This is a genomic window from Microbacterium sp. RU33B, assembly GCF_900155915.1.
In the GTDB taxonomy this organism is placed as follows: domain Bacteria; phylum Actinomycetota; class Actinomycetes; order Actinomycetales; family Microbacteriaceae; genus Microbacterium.
Map to the genome: position 1 here is coordinate 140,140 of NZ_FTPO01000001.1, position 18,873 is coordinate 159,012.

Consider the following 18,873-nt stretch of genomic DNA (forward strand, 5'->3'; position numbering starts at 1 on the left):
CAGAGACGAGGTCTCTGGGCTGCGGCGGGAGGTGGGACGGGGATCACTGATCCCAGGCGGCATCCATGTTGTCGAGGACCTGGTCGATCGTCGTCTGGCCCGTGAGCAGTCCCTGGACGCCGGTGCCGAGCGCGTCGTAGACGGCTGCGTTCGGCCAGGCGGCGTTCGGAATGCCGGTGTATGCGCCCGACGAGAGCAGTTCGCCGATAGGTGCGTACGACGGCAGCAGCGTCTCGGTGTCGATGCCGGTGATCGGCACGGCTCCGGAGATCTCGGCGAAGTACTGTGCGTTCTCCGGCTGAGCGGCCCAGTCGAGGAACGCCTGTGCCGATGCCTTGACCGCGTCTTCCGAGGAGGCGTTGACGCCCCACGCGTAGTTCGCACCGGTCAGCGTGAAGGCCTCCTGACCCGATGCCGGCGGGAACGCCTGCACATTGAGGTCTGAGCCCGTCGCGCTGGAGATCGACGCCGCGGCGCTTCCGGGGACGGCGGCCGTGAGGGCCGTGCCGCCACCGAGACCGGCGGTGATGTTGTCGAACGTGCCGCCCGCGGCACCGTCCTGGAAGCATCCGCTCTCGTTCATCTCGACGATGTCTTCGAGGACGTCGCGCCACCCGCTGTCGGCGAAGGTCACATCGCCGGCAGCGCGCTGCTCGTTCCAGTCGGGGGTCTCCGCGTAGACCCGCGTCGCGGAGATGAGCTGCGAGAACAGGCCCGTGTTGAAGGGGATGCCACCCGCGAGCACCGTGAAGGTCTTTCCGGCATCACGCGCGGAGGTGCAGGCCTCGAGAAGATCGTCGTAGGACTCGGGGTAGTCGATGCCCGCCTCTTCGGCGGCGGTGACGTTGAACACCATTCCGACGGGCGTGAGCGACGTCGGCTGGGCGAACGTGTCACCGTCGATCTGGAACTGGGCCTCGCTGCCGACCGGCAGGATCGAGGCCGACGTGTCGTCGAGCGGCTCGAGGAATCCGGCTTCGGCAAGGCTGATGACCGAGATCGGCTGGCCTGTTCCGGGAGAGAGGATCATCGCGTCGGCGGCGTTGCCGGCCTGCAGCTGCGTCGTGACCTGCGTGTTGTAGGCGTCGGACGGGTAGGTGATGACCTCGATCTCGACACCGGTCTCTTCGGTGTACTTGTTCGCAAGCTGCTCGTAGTAGTCGTCGGCATCGTTGGCGGCGGCCACCATGATCGAGAAGCCGGTGGCTTCGGGGTCGTCGGTGCTGCTGCCGCCGCCGTCGCTGCTGCCGCTGCATCCCGCGAGGGCCAGGGCGCCGGCGACCGGGAGCGCGAGAAGCGACCACCGGAGGTGCCGGGAAGTGGAGGGCTGTGACATGTCGAACCTTTCGTGACGTCTTCGTCGCCAGCGGTGCGGCTGGCTCGGCTTCGGGGGCCGCACTCCCACTGTGGCACCATTTGCACTATTTCGACATAACGTTCGCTTATATGCGGCAATAGGCGGACTGATCCGCAGGGGCACGCGTGATCAGGGCGCGATCAAGAGGTGGACCGGGCCGTCGAGCCCGGCGGGAAGCGGCCTCGCCGTCGGATCGAACACGCCGGTGACGGGGGGGAAGAGCTCGCCCGTCGGGTGCTCCGCTTCGCTGATCAATCGGTTCCGCCACGGTGTGGCGACATGGACGACGAGACTGTTGCGCCCCGTGCGGACGGCCTGCGAAACGTCGACGCGGAATGGCGAGGTCCAGGCGATTCCGCACTCGATGTCGTTCATGACGACGCGCGCGATCGCATCCACCGACGTGAAATCGAGCAGAGCGGAGCTCCTCCCGCCCGCCTCCAGGGAGAACTCGTGACGATAGACCGCGGTACCCGAGAATCCGGTGTCGGCCGCGGGGAGATCAGTCCATCGCACCGGATGCGGGGAGGTCGACAAGACCGCCGCATTCGGGAGTTCTACGGTCCACACACCGTCCAGAGCGATACGACTGCGTGGCGAGGGTGCCGGCGGCGCCGCTTCAGGCACGACGAAGAGAGAACCGAACGGAGGAAGCTCCACCGTCCACGTGGGTCGCGGCTCCGTCGTGTCTCGTTCGATCCTCACGCGCTGCACCGTCACGGGGTCCCATCCCGCGAGCGCGTCCTCGTGCGCGGGCGTGAGACGAAGGCGCAGCGTGGCGGCGGTCGGATTGGAAAGGAAGGTGACGAGTCGATCGCCCACGATGCGGGCGATGCGGCGCACAGCCCCGCCGTCGACGACGAGAGCAGGTGCCATGCCCAGCCCGACGAGCGCATCGGGCAGGTCGGAGGCGATGACGCGCCCTGAGCTCCAGAGGCGATCGCACGCGATCGAGAAGGCGCGGGGGTCGTCAGCGAGTGAGGGCGATGACTCGGGACGCATGCCCACGACCACGCCCCCTGCTGCGACGATCCGCTCGAGCTGGGTCAGCGCGGCGAGGGTCATCCGACGACAGGAGCCTCCGAGGAAGAGGAGGCGGTAGGTCGCTCCCTCGGCTTCGAGCCGCCCGTCCGCGACTCGGATCACATCGGCGAGGGCATCCGGCCCGATGTAGTCGAAGTCGAAGCCCGGGGGGACGGACATGTCGACGGCATCCTGGTACAGCCCGGTCACGGGCGCTTCCTCTCCGACGAAGACCGCGATGTCCACGGCGGGGCGACCCGCGCTCAGGACGGCGCTGCAGCGCGCCAGATAGTCGATCCAGGGGCCGGCCATCGTCGACCAGGTCTCGTGCACCGTGAACGACTGTCCCAGAAAAGGCGCCAGTGCGATTCCCGGCGGTGGCGCAGCAAGAGGCTGATGGGGAGAGGTGTGGATGCAGAATCGGGTGACCCCCAGCGCGAGCTGAAGGTCGGCGATGTGCTTCAGCGACTGCGGTGACCACGACCACGGTTGATCGAACGAGGTGAACGCCTCACTTCCCGTCCACGCCTTGCCGTACACGTGGGCGACGGAGGACGCTCCTTTGAGATCTGCCACGTAGGTGGGACGCGGGCCGACATCGGGGGCGAACGTCCACATCGCACCCATGGGTATGTCGGCGTGGGAGCGCATCGCCAGGTCATCGCCGAGTTGAGGCCGTCGATCCTCCAGAGCCTCCGAGTAGTAGGTCATCTGTCGTCGACGCGCCTCGGCTCCGAGCGTGCCGTAGTACTCGGAGCCGAGGAGGTCGGAGAGTGTTCGGCGATAGTCGAAGAGGAATCGGTCCGTCTCGGCGGCGCTGCCGATCAGCCGGCCGGTGAGCGCAGGGATCCAGGGGAGGGGGTCGTACCCTCGGCGTGCGGTGAACTCCTCGAGTACCCGATCGGTCCAGTTCTGCGGTCCCGCTTCGATGCTGTCGCTGAGGAGGGCGGCGAATCGCGAGGGCGTGGCATCCTCTCCGCCGAACCGGCGCAGATGCTCTCTCAGATACGCCGTCACGCGGTCGCCGGCGAGCTTGTCCACCTCCAGCCCGGTCGAATCCTGCGGCGCCGGCCCGTTGGTCTGGCCGGTGAGGGACGCTCCGACGCGGAGGATCAGCCAGCGGCCCTCGGGCGCGCTCCAGTCCAGCAGCCCGTCGCGGACGCAGGACGTGACGTCGATGACGCGATGAGGCGATACGGCCCCGGCATCCTGTTCCCCGTCGACCGCGTAGTAGTCGGCCACGACGCCGAATCCGGCCTTTACCTCCGCATGGTGCACCCGGGCATCCGTGCGGAGCGCGAACTCCGACACACGGAACTCGTGCGCTCGCCGGAGGACCGGCGGAAGGCGCACGCCCGGTGCGGTCGGCGGGAGGGCCTCGGCGGCGCTGCCGCCCGAAAGCACGAGGCGAAACCATCGTCCAGCGACGGGGGCGAAGCTGGCAGTCCGCGCCGGCACCGTCGTGGGCTCCAGGCGCACCACATCACGGTAGGTCATGCCGTCGTCGCTGACCTGGAGCACAGCGTCCGCCGCGGGGGCGGCGCCGAAGCCCCGCGGGCCGGGGAGTCCGACGGTCACCGATCGCACCGTCACCGGCGAGTCGAAGCGCTGCTCGATCCACGCCGCCGACCACGCGTCGGGGTCGCGCGGGAGGGCGACGCACGCATCGAACGATCCGTCGACGATCGCGTCCCACGTGCGCAGAGGAGCGGATGCGGACACCTCCGTGGGGCGCAGTGTTTCGTCCTCGGCCCGGTGCGGCAGGGCCAGCGCCCGCCAATCCACTGCGAAGTCACCCCTCGGCGGCCCGTCCTCACGCGGGGAGTCCTGATACAACCCGGCGACGGCCGGGAGGGGAGCGAGTCGGACGAGCGCGCGTCCGCCACCCTCGACCAGGGTCTCCGACCACACCACCTTCTTCATCGCGTCCTCGGCGGCGACCCAGGGGCCTCCGGCCGCGCTCCATCCCGACGACGTCGCCACGGCGAGCTCCATGCCCAGCCGGTTCGATGTGTCGACGGCCGCATCGATCGCCTCGGTCCATGCGGGCGAGCCGGGACGCACCGCTTCGGGAACGACGAGGGGGACTCCCATGCCACCGTCGAAGAGCTGAACCCCGCGCACGCCCACTGCGTGCAGCCAGGTGAGATCCCGGCGGATTCCGGCGGGATCGATGTTTCCGTCCATCCAGTGCCACCACGCTCGCGGCCGGGCCGCATCGGGCGGGTGGATGAAATCGGCCCAGAGCGACTGGTATGCGTCGTTTCCGCCGCCGGCATCGTGGGTTCTCACCTCGGCATCCTGCCAGCGCCGAGACTTATAGCGGATATCGCTAAAACTAATGTGTGATTTCGACGCAAGCGTGTGATCATGGGTTCCGAGGCGCTCCCGTCCGAGCGCATGACGACGAGGTCAGAGAGTAGACGACAGTGACGATCGACGAGAACAGCACTCGCACCCTCACCGTTCCTCCCGGAGCCCGGCGCACCCCGCCGCCACGCAGCACGCGCAAACCGCTCATCAGCTATGGCCACTGGTGGTGGGCGTTGCCGGCTGTCGTCCTGGTCATCGCGGTCCACTACGCAGCGACGCTGACAGGCGGCTTCTTCGCCTTCACCGACTGGACAGGTCTGGGCGAGTGGGACTTCATCGGTCTGAAGAACTTCGAGCGGATCTTCGCCGACCCGCAGCTGCTGGGCGCCACCCGCAACACGTTGTTCCTCGCGTTCGGTTCCGTCATCCTCACGAACATCATCGGTCTGCTGTTCGCCCTCGCCATCAACCGCACCCTCAAATCGCGCTACATCCTGCGGACGCTTCTTTTCATGCCGGTCGTCCTCAGCCCGCTCGCGGTGGCGTACGTCTGGAAGTTCATCTTCCAGTTCGACGGACCGCTGAACGGATTCCTCGGGGTGATCGGGTTGGAGGAGTTCCAGAAGGTCTGGCTCGCCGATCCGACCTGGTCGATCTGGGCGATCCTGTTCACGGTCGTCTGGCAGCAGACCGGCTTCACGATGGTCATCTACCTCGCCGGCCTGGCGTCGGTGCCCGTCGAGGTGGAGGAAGCAGCGGCGCTGGACGGTGCGGGCATCTGGGGGCGGTTCTGGAACGTCACGGTTCCCGCCATCCGGCCGTCGATCGCCATCGCGACGACGCTCGGGATCATCCAGGGGCTGCGCATCTTCGACCAGATCTTCGCCCTGACCGGTGGTGGTCCCGCGGGGGCGACGGAGACGCTCGCCACCGAGATCTACAAGCAGGCCTTCTCGCTCGGCCAGTTCGGGTTCGGGTCCGCTCTCGCGCTGGTGCTGACCGTCATCATCCTGGCTTTCGCCATCCTCCAGCAGTGCGTCACTCGCGACCGCGACGCTCGAAAGGCCTGATCGATGTTCCGCTACACCAAGGCCACCGCCGTTCGCGAAGTCCTCGTCTGGGTCATCACGCTCCTCGGGCTGCTGCCCTTCTACATCCTCATCGTCACGGCGCTGAAGTCCGATCAGGATGCTCTCACCTCCAGTGCTGTCGCGCTGCCGACCTCGGTCGACTTCAGCGCGTTCGTCGAAGTGCTCACCAGTACCGGCCGCAACAGCATCCCCCTGAGCATCCTGAACAGCGTCATCATCACCACGGGGGCGATCGCGGGGCTCGTCCTGCTCGGCTCGGCGGCCGCCTACGTCATCGCCCGTCGCACGCGCCGGTGGACGACGATCACGTTCTACCTCGTGCTGATCGCGATCATCCTGCCCGCCCAGCTGGGCACGGTGCCGCTGTACATCGGCGCCCGCAGCGTGGGTCTGACCGGAAACGCCCTCGGCATGATCCTGCTGTGGATCGGGATCCTCCTCCCACTGTCGGTGTTCCTCTACGCCAGCTTCTTCCGCGGTCTGTCGACCGAGTACGAAGAGGCCGCCGTGATCGATGGGGCCTCGCCCACGCAGGCCTTCTTCCGGGTCGTCCTTCCGCTGATGGCTCCCGCCACCGGCACGGTCGCGATCCTCGCGGGCCTGATCGTGTGGAACGACTTCTTCAACTCACTCATCTTCCTCGGCGGGTCGGACACGCAGACGCTGCCGGTCGCCATGTACACGTACGTCGGCGGACTGCTGTCGGCGTGGAACAAGATCTTCGCCGTCGTGATCATCTCGATGGTCCCGATCCTGGCGTTCTACATGTTCGCCCAGAAGCAGTTCATCCAGGGTTTCGCCGGCGGCCTGAAGGGCTGAGCGTCAGGGCGCGCCCGCCGCATCGAACTCCGCCAGCGGTTCGATGTAGCGGTCGCCCGACGCGACCGTCGCCTGAACCTCGCGCGAAGCCTCCAGGAACAGCCGTCGCATCCACGCATGCTCGGGGTCGCGGTCGTGCACCGGGTGCCACCACAGCGCGTTCGCGGTCGGGGTCGCGTCGAACGGCGCCTCAAGGATACGGATGCCGCCCGAGCGGGCGACGTCGGGGGCGAGCGCGGCCTGCACCAGGCCGAGCCGGTCGGTCCCTTCGATGAAGTGCCCGAGTGCGAGGAAGCTCTCGACCACCACGTCCACCCTCGGCTCGAGTCCCAGCATCTGCAGCTGACGGCTCGCCGAGGTGAACGCCGACCGCGACCGGTAGGTGAACACCCAGGGCGATTCGCCCAGCATGCGCATCGTGAGCCCGTTCGCGACGAGCTCGTTCGCCTCGTCGGCGACGACGACCCAGCGGTCCCGCCACAGATCTTCATAGGGCAGATCGCTGATGTGGCCGTGCGGGATGACCATCGCGTCCACCGAGCGCAGGCTGTTGGCGGCGTCGTCGACGATCGGTGTGTTGTGCAGCATGAACCGGAAACGCACGCCGGGGGCTTCGCGGGCCGCCAGCCGGGAGACCGCGGCGCCGATGGTGGCGAAGCCGTAGTCGGAGCCGTAGATCGAGAACTCGCGTGTGGACTCACGCGGCGTCCACGTCGCCTGGCTCTCGAACACCCGGCGAGCGGCGTCCAGGGCGATCGTCGTGTGCTCCGACAGGCGCAGCGCCAGCGGCGTGAGCTCGTAGGCGTTCCCGCGACGAGCCAGGATCGGATCGTTGAAGTGGTTGCGCAGCCGCGCGAGCGATGCGCTCAGGGCCGGCTGACTCAGATGGAGCCGCTCGGCGGCACGCGTCACGGAGCGTTCCGTGAGAAGCGCATCCAGCGCGACGAGCAGGTTCAGATCGAGACGCGACAGCAGCGGGTAATCGGTCACGGCGTTGTGATCCTTCCGACTCGAATCACGCTCATCCTATCGACTCGATCGATCGCGCACCCCGGTCGCATCCGTCGGGCGGATGCGCGGCGGTCATCCTCGGGATCGCTGATGAGCAGCATCACGACCTCTTATGCACGAATTCAGCATAAGTGGCGCATGATGGAAGAGTCCTCGACGACGATGACCTCCCGTGAAGGAAAGAACCCGCGATGTACCAGCTCTCACCCAACATCGAACTGCTCTACACCGAGGCGGGCGACTACCACGACCGTGTTCGCGCGGCCGCTGCGGACGGGTTCGACGCAGTCGAGATGTGGGGGCCGACCGGAGTGGACGCTCCCGCGACGCCGAAGGACCTTCCGGCCTTGAAGGCCGCGCTCGAGGAGACCGGCACGCAGCTCACCGCGCAGCTCAGCGAGCCCCGAACGCAGTTCATGATCCCGCCGTGGGACCACTCGGACTTCTTCCGCAAGCTCGACGAGGGCGTCGAGATCGCGCACTTCCTCGGCACGCCGCGCCTGGTCGTCGGCAGCGGAACGGGGTTCGGCGGATGGAAGCGCCAGGTGCAGCTGGACAAGCTCATCGAGATCTACCGGAGGGCCATCGCGCAGATCGAGGGTTCGGGCGTCACACTCGTGCTCGAGCCGGTCAACGTCCGCGTCGACCACCCGGGGTCGCTCCTGGACCGTACCGCCGAGGGCGTCTATGTCGCCAAGGGAGTCGACTCCCCGTTCTTCGGCGTGCTGTACGACATCTACCACTCGGCCGTCGAGGGCGAAGACATGGCGGCGGAGCTGGCGAACGCCGGATCCATCGTCAAGTACGCGCAGCTCGCGGACGCGCCCGGCCGCGGGGAGCCCGGCACCGGCGTTCTGGACTGGCCGGCGACGCTGAAGACGCTCCGAGCGTCGGGCTACGACGGTCCGATCGGGCTGGAGTACTACCCGCAGACCGCGTCGACGGAGTCCGTCCGCTACATCCGCGAGGTGGCGGCCACGTTCGAGGACGTCTCATCGTGAGCGAGCGCTACCCCGAATCCGTCGACGTCGCGATCGTCGGCAGCGGCCCGACCGGCGCAGCGTACGCCCGCATCCTGAGCGAACGGGCGCCTGCCGCCACGATCGCGATGTTCGAGGTCGGACCCACGGTCTCGAACCCTCCCGGCGCGCACGTGAAGAACATCGCCGACCCCGCAGAGCGGGCGCAGGCCCAGGTGCGCTCCGAGGGTCCGCTGGCGCGCGACGTCACCGATCACGTCGGCGGAATCGTGAAGACCACCCAGCGCCGCGCGCGACCCGGCACGTTCCTCCTCGAGGAGGGCTTCCAGGTCGAGGGCGAGGACGGGCTTCCCGTCGCGGCGTTCTCGAGCAACGTCGGAGGCATGGCCGCCCACTGGACCGGCGCCTGCCCGCGCCCGAACGACAGCGAGCGCATCGGATTCCTCGAGGACGACGGCGTCTTCGAGGACCTTCTCGCAGAGGGTGATCGCCTGCTCGGCGTCACGACCGACGCGTTCGATTCCTCGCCGTACGCGCCTCTCATCCGCGAACGGCTCGCCGCAGCCGCGGACGCGGGACGGGACCCGCACGAGCGCGTCCAGCGGATGCCGCTGGCCGTGCATCGCCGAGATGACGGGCGTCTCGTCTGGTCGGGTTCGGACGTCGTCATGGGCGACGTCACACGCGACAACCCGAACTTCCACCTCTTCGACGAGTCGCTCGTCACGTCCGTCCTCGTCGAGAACGGACGTGCGGCCGGCGTGCTCGTGAGCGACAGGCGGACCGGCGAGAGCAGTGAGGTGCGCGCCCGCTTCGTCGTCGTCGCCGCGGACGCCCTGCGCACTCCGCAGCTGCTCTGGGCATCCGGCATCCGCCCCGCCGCCCTGGGCCGCTACCTCAACGACCAGGCGCAGATCGTGTTCGCCGTACGCATCCGCGACTTCACGATCGACGCCGACGCCGAGGGCGCCGGGTCGACCGGGCTCAGCGAGTACAGCGGCGTGACGTGGGTGCCCTTCACCGACGAGGCGCCGTTCCACGGTCAGGTGATGCAGCTGGACGCGTCGCCGATCAAGCTCGCCGATGACGACCCCGCCGCTCCCGGCTCGATCGTGGGGCTCGGGCTGTTCTGCGCGAAGGATCTGCAGTGGCAGGACCGCGTGGAATTCTCCGCGGACGCGACGGACGCGTACGGGCTCCCGGCCATGACGATCCACTACACCCTCACCGATCGCGATCGCGAGGTCGTCGAGCGCGCGAAGGCGGAGATCGTCCGGCTGGGCACGGCGATCGGAGAGCCGCTGGACGATCGTCCGTTCCAGATGCCCCTCGGCGCCTCCCTGCACTATCAGGGGACGACTCGGATGGGCCCTGTCGACGACGGCACGAGCGTGTGCTCACGCGAGAGCGAGGTCTGGGGGACGCCCGGCCTGTTCGTCGCCGGCAACGGTGTCATCCCGACGGCGACGGCGTGCAATCCGACCCTCACGTCGGTCGCGCTCGCGGTGAGCGGAGCGCGTGCGATCGCGGCAGGGCTGGCCTGACGCCCTTGCCCGCGGCTTCTGCCGGAACACCGTAGATGCTTGCTTATGTCGAATTCCGACATTACACTGAAGAAATACTGACAAAGATGTCCGGCCGACCTGCCGGCCCAGAAAGTTGAGGTCATCGTGATCCCCGACCGAATCATCGAGCAGGGAACGCTCACCACGGATGGCGGCCGTGCGGCCGTCGAAGTCCGGCTGCCCTGGTATCGCGCACTGCCCGGCTCGTGCATCGCCGGGGCGACCCTGACGATCGACGGCGCCGCGGCGCCCGCCGAGTCGCTCCGCTGGCACATGAACGATCGCGAGTTCACCTTCGACGAGCTGCGTACCACCACGGACGAGTGGTGGTTCCCCACCGACTCCGTCGTGCTGTCCGGCGATCTTCCCATCGAGGCGGATGCCGAGCACGAGGTGACGGTTGGGCTCACCCTCTACATCCCGTACATCATCATCTCGGACACCGAGACCCTGCACATCGACGAGTCCAACACCAAGACCATGAAGGCGGTGGCCGCATGACCGGCACGCTCGGTGCGCCCATCCAGGGCGTCACGCTCTACAGCTTCACCCGGGCATTCCACGCCCGCGAGTACGATCTCGAGCAGCTGATCCGCAGGACGGCCGCCGAGGGCTTCGGCCCGGGCCTGGAGATCATCGGGTTCTCCAGCTTCCGCGGATTCCCCGAGATCGACGATGCCTACGCGGGCTGGTTCAAGGACCTCGTGGCCGAAGTCGGGCTGGTGACGACCTCGCTCGCTGTGAACGCCGACATCGGCATCCACCGCGACCGCCTGCTCGACCAGGACGAGCTCATCGAATACATGACGCGTCAGATCAAGGCAGCCGCCAAACTCGGCTTCCCGATCGCGCGCGTGCAGATCTCGATCGAGCCGGACTCGATGGAGGCCCTCGCTCCGATCGCCGAGGCGCACGGTGTCACTCTCGCCCTCGAAGTGCACGCCGACCAGTACGCGTCGCACCCGCGCATCCTCGCGCTGCGCGACCGCTACGAGAAGGTCGGCTCGCCCTTCCTCGGCTTCACGATGGACTGGGGTGCCACTGTCACCGGCTTCGCTCCGTCGCTCATCGAGGCCTACCGCCGCCGTGGGGCGTCGGAAGAGCTGCTCGGCCAGGTCGTGGACCTCTGGAACACCTACTACGAGCAGGGTCCGCCGGCCGACCAGGCCGAGCACGGCCAGCGCTTCGGGTCGTTCATCGGGCTCGCGGCCCGCAATGGTCGCCCCGATCTCGGCATCGACTTCGGCATCAACGGCACGGGCCTCTTCGGTCCGGCGCGCGTAGACGACTGGCTCGCGATCGCCCCGTGGATCACGCACGTCCACGGCAAGTTCTTCGGCATCGACGAGAACGGCGAGGAGCCGTCGGTTCCCGTCCGTGACCTCGTGAAGCTCCTCGTCGACAACGGCTACAAGGGTGCGATCTCCAGCGAATACGAAGGCTGGCACTGGAACCACTGGCAGTCCCCGTTCGACATCATCCGCGCCGAGCAGGCCGTGCAGCGCTCCGCCGCCGTCGACGCCGGCTCGCGCATGGTCACCGACCTCGCCGAGGCGCGCGCCCAGCTCGCCGCGTGGCTGCCCACCCCCGAAGGAGCGAACGCATGAGCTACGGCATCGCCGGCACCGGCATCAAGCTCGGGACGACGCTCTATTCGATGACGAGCGAATTCGCTGCGGGTCTGTACACGCCCGAGACGCTCATCAGGGCAGTACACGATGAAGGCATCGGCCCCGGCATCGAGTTCAACATCGCCCAGCTGCTGCGCACGTACCCCGACGTCGATGACGCCTTCGTGAAGCTCTGGTTCGACTCGCTCGAGAAGTACGGGCTGGAAGCCAGCGCGGTCGGCACGAACCTCGACATGGGTCGCCGCAAGGACCGCGACATGACCCCGGACGAAGAGCACGACTTCTTCGCCCGCCAGCTGAAGACGGCGCACACGCTCGGGTTCACCAAGATCGTGATCCGCTCGGCCGGCAAAGAGCTGCTGCGCCGCCTCCTGCCGCTCGCCGAACAGTACGACCAGTACCTCGGGTACGAGATCCACGCACCGGTCGGACCCAACGACCCGAAGATCGTCGAGATCCGCGAGGTCTACGACGAGCTCCAGTCCGAGCGGCTCGGCTTCACCGCCGACTTCTCCTCGACGATGCACTCGCTCTCCCCGACACTGCTGCGCACGCTCGGCCAGATGGGGATGGACGAGAAGCACTTCCCCGTCATGGAGGAGATCTGGCACGAGCCGACGCCGATGCATGTACGCAACCAGAAGTTCGAGGACTACCTCTCCGGCGAGGGCGTCGACTTCCTGCGGTTCGGACCCTTTACGCGGCTGGCCTTCAACATGCACGGACTCGTGCCGCCGGAGGAGTGGCTCGACATCATGCCGCAGATCTTCCACGTGCACGCGAAGTTCTACGACATCGACGACAACGGCGCCGAGCCCGCGATGGACATTCCGCGGATCGTGAAGCAGTTCGTGGACGGCGGGTACCGCGGCTACCTCTCCAGCGAGTGGGAGGGCCACGCGTTCGCCGATCTCGGCGAAGCCGACCCGATCGATCTCGTGAAGAAGCAGCACGCGCTCATGCGCAAGGCCATCGAAGACACGGTGGCAGGAAACGACGCCATGACGGAGGCCGCGAGTGTCTGACACGACGATCGCGCCGGCACCGCCGTCGGCGCACGAGCACTTCACCGACACCTTCGCCTAGGAGAAACCATGGCAACCCACAATTCCCTCTTTGCCGAGAAGGACGTCCGCCGGACGGGCGACGGACTCGCGGTCTCGGTGCAGCTGCCGTGGTACCGGAGCCTGTGGCTGTCCGCGGTCGACGACGTCGCGGCAACCGTCAACGGCACGCCGGTCCCGCGCGAGAATCTGCGCTTCGTGCTCGAGGGCCGCTCGTACACGATCGACGAGCTGCCCGAGCAGTCGGAGACGCTCTGGTTCGTCGCAGAACGACCCGACGTGGCGATATCGCTTGCGAACCCGCGGACTGCCGGTGAAAAGCTCACGGTCGAGGTCGTGCTCACGATGCGCCTGCTCTACATGCAGATCATGCCGGGCGTCGACGGCGGACCCGGCCGGTACGTCACCAACCGCGTGCCCGTGCAACGAGAGGTCGTGCTCGCATGACCCTCCGCGTCGCGATGATCGGGTACGGCTTCATGGGCGCCGCGCACTCGGTCGGCTGGCGCCAGGCGCCGCGCGTGTTCGACCTCCCCGACACCGTCGAGATGGCAGTCGTCGTCGGGCGCAACGCCGAGGCAGTGACGGCGGCCGCCGCGCAGTGGGGCTGGGCGGAGTCGGCGACCGACTGGCGCGAGGTGATCGCGCGGGACGACATCGACATCGTCGACATCGTCACCCCCGGCGACTCGCACGCCGAGATCGCGATCGCGGCCCTCGAGGCCGGCAAACACGTCTTGTGCGAGAAGCCGCTGGCCAACACCGTCGAGGAGGCGGAGGCGATGGCGGATGCCGCCGCCCGGGCGGCGGCGCGGGGGGTGCGCTCGATGGTGGGCTTCACCTACCGCCGGGTCCCTGCCGTCACATTCCTGCGGGACCTCGTCGCCGAGGGCGTCGTCGGACGCGTGCAGCAAGTACGCGCCGCCTACCGGCAGGACTGGCTCGTCGACCCCGACATGCCGCTCGCATGGCGCCTGCAGAAGGAGCACGCCGGCTCCGGGGCGCTCGGCGACATCGGCGCGCACATCATCGACATGACCCAGTTCGTCACCGGGCAGTCCGTCACCGCGGTCTCCGGCACGATCGAGACGATCGTGAAGAAGCGGCCGCTGCAGGGCTCCGGTTCGGGCCTGGCGGGTACGGCCGGAGAAGGATTCGGTGAGGTCACCGTCGACGATGTGGCGATCTTCACCGGACGCCTCGACGGTGGAGGGCTGGTCTCCTTCGAGGCCACGCGCTTCGCGACCGGCCGCAAGAACGCCCTGACGATCGAGGTATCGGGGGACAAGGGCGCGCTCGCGTTCGACCTCGAAGACCTCAACAGCCTGCAGTTCTACGACCGCACGTCGCCGGAGGACCGCCAAGGGTTCCGCAAGATCCTCGTCACCGACGGCTCGCACCCCTATGTGGCGGCGTGGTGGCCGGCGGGACACATGCTCGGTTACGAGCACGGGTTCAGTCACCAGGTGGTCGATCTCGTCACCGCGATCGCGGACGGCACCGACCCGCACCCCTCGTTCGCCGAGGGGCTGTCCGTGCAGCGGGTGCTCGACGCCGTGGAGCGCTCGAGCGAGCACGAGTCCGCCTGGGTCCGCGTCGCCGCGGACGTTCCGGCATCCATCTGAGAACCGATCGAAGGAGAGCGCGATGACGCGTCCGATCACCCTGTTCACCGGCCAGTGGGCCGATCTGCCGTTCGAAGAGGTCGCGCGTCTCGCGGGCGAGTGGGGGTACGACGGCCTCGAGATCGCGTGCTGGGGCGACCACATCGACGTCTCGCGCTGGCACGACGCCCAGTACGTGCAATCGCGGAAAGACATCCTCGAGCGCAACGGCCTGAAGGTCTGGACGATATCGAACCACCTCGCAGGTCAAGCCGTGTGCGATGACCCGATCGACGAGCGCCATCGCGACATCCTGAACGACAGGGTGTGGGGCGACGGCGACGCCGAGGGCGTGCGGCAGCGCGCCGCAGAGGAGCTCAAGATGACGGCCCGGTTCGCCGCCGCCCTCGGGGTGAAGACGGTGACCGGCTTCACCGGCTCCTCGATCTGGAAAGCCGTCGCGATGTTCCCGCCCGCCTCGGACGACTACATCGCCCGCGGCTACCAGGACTTCGCCGACCGGTTCCACCCGATCCTCGACGTGTTCGAAGAGGTCGGCGTGCGCTTCGCACTCGAAGTGCACCCGTCCGAGATCGCGTACGACTATTGGACCGCGAAGGACACCCTCGAGGCGATCGGACACCGCGCGAGCTTCGGGATCAACTTCGACCCATCGCACTTCATGTGGCAGCAGCTGGATCCGGTGGCGTTCGTGCTGGACTTCGCACCGCACATCTTCCATGTGCACGTGAAGGAGTCGGTCACGAACCTCGACGGCCGCAACGGTGTGCTCGGTTCGCACCGTCCCTGGGCCGACCCGCGACGCGGGTGGACGTTCGTGTCCACCGCGCACGGCGAGGTGCCGTGGGAGCCGCTTTTCCGCGCCCTGAATGCGATCGGCTACGACGGCCCCACCTCGGTCGAATGGGAGGACGCGGGAATGGATCGCCTCCAGGGCGCGCCCGAGGCGATCGAGTTCGTGCGCACCCTGAACGCGATCACCCCGCCGGCGTCGGCGTTCGACGCCGCATTCTCGACGAGATAGCGCGGCGCCGAGGGCATTGCCGAGTGCACGACCTCGTCTCGAGTGCACGACGTTCCCGCGTCGCGAAGCCGTGCACTCGGCGCTGAGCCGTGCGCTCGCCACAAGAGCCGGGCGGGCTCTCAGCCCACGTGGTCGTAGTACGGCCAGGGGAGGAAGCGGCGCCTCGTACGCCTCGAGGTCGTCGAATGCGTCAGCAGCACATGTGCACCGTCGTACGGGTCGACGCCGGTGAGGATGTCGTCGCCCGAGACGGTCCAGGTGGCGTTGATGCCCGCGTGATGGGGTGTCGCGGCTCGACGGTCTCGAGCAGAGCCTCGCCCCAGGGCCGCGGGCGCAAGCCCGTCTCGTACGCGCTGAGCTTCGCGCCGCGCATGACGTTGTACGCCTCCGGGTAGCCCCAGCGGTCCTCCTGCGCGGCGGACCCGTGGAACCACACGATGCCCTTTCCGTGGTCGTGGACGAAGCGCAGGATCGCGGCATCCGTCTCGGCGCCGAACCCGACGGCGTTGTCGAAGTAGCCGTCGCGGCCTTTCGACAGGATCAGGCGTTCAGGAGGTCGGTCATCGGGGCTCTCCGATCAGCGCCCGTCGGGCGAGCGCAAGGTGGTCGCGGGTCATGGTGCCCGGGTCGTCGTCGAGCCACTCGTGCCCGCCCCACTCGCTGCACAGGGTGCCCGCGAATCCGGTGCCGCGCAGAAGTTCGCCCACAGCGCGGATCGGTGCGCTGACGCGGTGGTCGGCGTCGTCGAGGTCCCAGAACTTGAGGTGGAACGCGCCCACCCAGGGAAGGACGTCGGCGATCACCGACGCGTCGGAGCGCCCGAAGCGCACGAGCAGGTCCATGAAGAGCGTGTGCACGGATGCCGGCACTCCGCCGGTCCGCAGCAGCCCGACGATCGCACCCACGGTCGCGGGGTCGCGCCACTCGTGGCGCAGCGTGTGGATGAGCTCGGGGGGCACGCCGCCGGCTTCGAGTTGAGCGAGGTAGCTCTCGGGCACGGCCGGCATGAGCATCGAGATGTCGACGAGGATGCGCACGTGCGGGTCGTCGAGACCGACGATCCGATCGATCGCCTGGCCCGCCTGCGGCGATCCGGGGGTCTGCGAGCCCTGGATCTCCTCGAACAGCACGAGGCCGGTCTCGTGCAGTCGGGGTCGGATGCGCTCCACGAGGGCGGGACCCGCCTGCCCGATCGGCAGCCGAAGGCCGCGGGCGCCGAGCTGGTGGGCGATCTCGATCTGGGGTGCGAGGAAGGCGTACCGCTCGTCGTCCGTTCGGCGTCGTCCGCCGGGCGTCCAGTCGTCGATGCTGGCGCCGAGGATGCTGACCCGGCCGCCAATGGCGTCCAGCCTGTCGCGCAGGTCGGCGGCGTCCCCTTCGCTCCGGCCCGGGAACGACCGCCACAGCTGGCCGGGTTCGGCCTCGATCTCGCGTGCGAGGCCGCCTTCCACCAGGCCGACAGCGAGATCCACGGCGGTCCGGTCGGCGGCGATCATCTCTGGCGTGAGGTTGAACGCGCTCGCGCTCAGTACCCAGTCGGCGGGCAGCGGGTCGGTCTCCGACTCCGTGGCATCCGCTCGCATGACGTGCGCGGCCGGGACGTGCGGCGCATCGAGAGTGAGGTGCGCCGCGGCATGGAAGGGCAGTGCGAACGGTCCGTCGGGACCGACCTGCAGGTAGGGGATGCGCAGCGAGAAGTCGATGGACACTTCGTGCGCGCCGGGGACGAGGGCGCGCTCCCACGTCAGCGTGATCCGGTCCTGCTGGAACCACCATCCGTCGAGGTCCACGAGCTCGGTCGGCACCATCGCGCGGTCGTCCACCATGACGCGCAGGTCCTCGACCAGCACGCCGTCGACCATCACGGCCGGGTCGGTGAGCGAGGCGAGCGGCAGGGAGCGGATCCACGGCAGGCTCAGTCGCAGAACCGTTCCCGAGGCGCTCGATGCGAGCGCGTCATCGCGCAGCGGTGTAAGCGTCATGGGTACGTCCTCGTGTCGAAGACCGCGTCATGCGCGGCTTAGGACGAGAAACTACACGCTTTAGCCGAAATTCGTAAGAAGAATCAGGATGCCGGGAGCACACGTTCGATGGACGGCTTGCCGTCGGCGAACCATCGCGGGAACGTCACGTCGAACAGCTGCTCGCGGAGCATCTCGGCACCGCCGCGCAGCGGCTCTTTCTCGTCGCCTACGGAGCGGACGGTGGAGAGGTCGCGCGTGGCCAGGGGTAGGGAGAGCTCGTAGATCCGCTGCCGCACTTCGGCGAGGAAGATCTCCCCCGCGGAGGATACTGCGCCGCCCACGACGATCACGCCGGGGTTGAACATGTTGACCAAGGCCGCGATGGACTCGCCGATGAGCCGCGCGGAGCGCTGCACGAGCGAGATCGCGAGGGCATCGCCGTCCATCGCCGCAAGGGCGATCGACTCGGGGGTGACTGCGCCTCCCTCTTCGACGTGCCGCGCGAGGTACCCGCCCGCGCCCTCCGCCAGGGCGGCCTCGGCATCGCGGACGAGGGCCCAGCCGCCAGCCTCGGCCTCGAGACACCCCGTCTTGCCGCAGCGGCACGGCGCCTCCGAGTCGCGCACCCGCACGTGGCCGATGTCGCCGGCGGCGCCGTTCGCGCCGCGGTGGATGCGCCCGTGTGAGAGGAGTCCGGCGCCGATGCCGGTGCCGATCTTGCAGAAGATGAGGTCGACGGCGTCGTCCTGGCGGCGCGCGCGCTCGCTCAGGGCGAGCAGATTCACGTCGTTGTCGACCCACACCGGTGCAGTGAAGCGCTGCTCGAAGCGGCGACGGACGTCGAAGCCGTTCCAGCCCGGCATGATGGGCGGGGCGACGGGTCGGCCCGAAGCGAAGTCGACGGGCCCGGGCACCCCCACCGCGACCGCCCAGACCACCACCTCGGGCTGGCGGGCGAGGATCTCGTCGATCATCTCGAGAGCCGTGTCGAGAGTCCCGGCCGGTCCGCGGGAGATGTCCCAGTGCCGGTGGACCTGATCGATGATGTCGCCGTCGAGCGCGGCGATGCCGACGCGGATGTGCATGGCGCCGAGCGCGCAGATCACGAGGCGACCGCGGTCGGAGCGGAACCGGAGCGTGCGCGGCGCGCGGCCACCCGAGGAGGGGCCGAACTCGCCGTCCTCGAGGTAGCCCATCTCGATCGCCTGATCGATGCGCTGGGCGACGACGCCACGCCCGAGTCCGGTGAGTCGGCCGATCTCGGGGCGAGTGGTCGCCTCGCCGGTGCGGACGAGGTTCACGATGCGCAACAGACTCGTCACTTCATCGGTCTGAGCGCCGAATCGCAGTGTGGAGTCTCTGGCCATGGTTGATTCTCACACAACATAGGCCCGATGTATGCAGTT

Annotated in this window: 15 protein-coding genes; 10 read left to right on the plus strand and 5 right to left on the minus strand. The window is 68.2% G+C overall.

All coding sequences use genetic code 11. The annotated features are described in order from the left end of the window. Positions 1-43: 43 nt before the first annotated feature. Positions 44-1,336, minus strand: coding sequence for an ABC transporter substrate-binding protein (locus tag B0B14_RS00670; RefSeq protein ID WP_076679512.1), 1,293 nt, complete (start codon positions 1,334-1,336; stop codon positions 44-46). A 150-nt stretch (positions 1,337-1,486) separates the two neighbouring features. Further along, complete coding sequence (locus B0B14_RS00675; protein ID WP_076679513.1) at positions 1,487-4,672, minus strand: glycosyl hydrolase; 3,186 nt, start codon at positions 4,670-4,672, stop codon at positions 1,487-1,489. Positions 4,673-4,809: 137 nt separating this feature from the next. Between B0B14_RS00675 and B0B14_RS00680 the strand changes: the two genes are divergently transcribed. Further along, the gene (locus B0B14_RS00680) at positions 4,810-5,763 is read left to right on the plus strand and encodes a carbohydrate ABC transporter permease (RefSeq protein WP_076679514.1); all 954 of its coding nucleotides are present in this window, start codon (positions 4,810-4,812) and stop codon (positions 5,761-5,763) included. A 3-nt stretch (positions 5,764-5,766) separates the two neighbouring features. Continuing rightward, complete coding sequence (locus tag B0B14_RS00685) at positions 5,767-6,603, plus strand: carbohydrate ABC transporter permease (protein WP_076679515.1); 837 nt, start codon at positions 5,767-5,769, stop codon at positions 6,601-6,603. Positions 6,604-6,606: 3 nt separating this feature from the next. Here the strand turns inward: B0B14_RS00685 and B0B14_RS00690 are convergent, their stop codons facing one another. Then, positions 6,607-7,593, minus strand: coding sequence for a LysR family transcriptional regulator (locus tag B0B14_RS00690; RefSeq protein WP_076679516.1), 987 nt, complete (start codon positions 7,591-7,593; stop codon positions 6,607-6,609). A gap of 212 nt (positions 7,594-7,805) precedes the next feature. Here B0B14_RS00690 and B0B14_RS00695 point away from each other — a divergent pair, with 212 nt between their 5' ends. The 8 genes from B0B14_RS00695 to B0B14_RS00730 all read left to right on the plus strand — a co-directional run bounded on the left by B0B14_RS00695 (position 7,806) and on the right by B0B14_RS00730 (position 15,503). Continuing rightward, on the plus strand, positions 7,806-8,615 hold the full coding sequence (locus tag B0B14_RS00695; protein ID WP_076679517.1) for a TIM barrel protein: 810 nt from the start codon (positions 7,806-7,808) through the stop codon (positions 8,613-8,615). Continuing rightward, positions 8,609-10,138 carry a GMC oxidoreductase gene (locus tag B0B14_RS00700; RefSeq protein ID WP_076681183.1) on the plus strand — a complete coding sequence of 510 codons (1,530 nt, stop codon included), beginning with the start codon at positions 8,609-8,611 and terminating at the stop codon, positions 10,136-10,138. Before B0B14_RS00695 ends, B0B14_RS00700 begins: the two co-directional genes overlap by 7 nt. A 126-nt stretch (positions 10,139-10,264) precedes the next feature. Further along, a complete protein-coding gene (locus tag B0B14_RS00705) occupies positions 10,265-10,660 on the plus strand; it encodes a C-glycoside deglycosidase beta subunit domain-containing protein (RefSeq protein WP_076679518.1) in 396 nt (131 codons plus the stop codon). Then, entirely contained in the window at positions 10,657-11,766 is a 1,110-nt protein-coding gene (locus B0B14_RS00710; protein ID WP_076679519.1) for a sugar phosphate isomerase/epimerase family protein, read from the plus strand. The genes B0B14_RS00705 and B0B14_RS00710 overlap by 4 nt, the downstream gene beginning before the upstream one ends. Then, the gene (locus B0B14_RS00715) at positions 11,763-12,815 is read left to right on the plus strand and encodes a sugar phosphate isomerase/epimerase family protein (protein ID WP_076679520.1); all 1,053 of its coding nucleotides are present in this window, start codon (positions 11,763-11,765) and stop codon (positions 12,813-12,815) included. The genes B0B14_RS00710 and B0B14_RS00715 overlap by 4 nt, the downstream gene beginning before the upstream one ends. Before the next feature lie 69 nt (positions 12,816-12,884). Continuing rightward, positions 12,885-13,301, plus strand: coding sequence for a C-glycoside deglycosidase beta subunit domain-containing protein (locus tag B0B14_RS00720; protein ID WP_076679521.1), 417 nt, complete (start codon positions 12,885-12,887; stop codon positions 13,299-13,301). Then, positions 13,298-14,479: a Gfo/Idh/MocA family protein gene (locus tag B0B14_RS00725; protein WP_256714198.1), complete on the plus strand. Its 1,182-nt coding sequence runs from the start codon at positions 13,298-13,300 to the stop codon at positions 14,477-14,479. Before B0B14_RS00720 ends, B0B14_RS00725 begins: the two co-directional genes overlap by 4 nt. A 22-nt stretch (positions 14,480-14,501) precedes the next feature. Continuing rightward, positions 14,502-15,503, plus strand: coding sequence for a sugar phosphate isomerase/epimerase family protein (locus tag B0B14_RS00730; RefSeq protein ID WP_076679522.1), 1,002 nt, complete (start codon positions 14,502-14,504; stop codon positions 15,501-15,503). A gap of 560 nt (positions 15,504-16,063) precedes the next feature. Here the strand turns inward: B0B14_RS00730 and B0B14_RS00740 are convergent. Both B0B14_RS00740 and B0B14_RS00745 read right to left on the minus strand, forming a co-directional pair. Then, positions 16,064-17,485 (minus strand): sugar phosphate isomerase/epimerase, encoded by a 1,422-nt coding sequence (locus tag B0B14_RS00740; RefSeq protein WP_256714199.1) that lies wholly within the window; start codon positions 17,483-17,485, stop codon positions 16,064-16,066. An 83-nt stretch (positions 17,486-17,568) separates the two neighbouring features. Further along, complete coding sequence (locus tag B0B14_RS00745; protein WP_076679523.1) at positions 17,569-18,834, minus strand: ROK family protein; 1,266 nt, start codon at positions 18,832-18,834, stop codon at positions 17,569-17,571. Between the last annotated feature and the right edge of the window lie 39 nt (positions 18,835-18,873).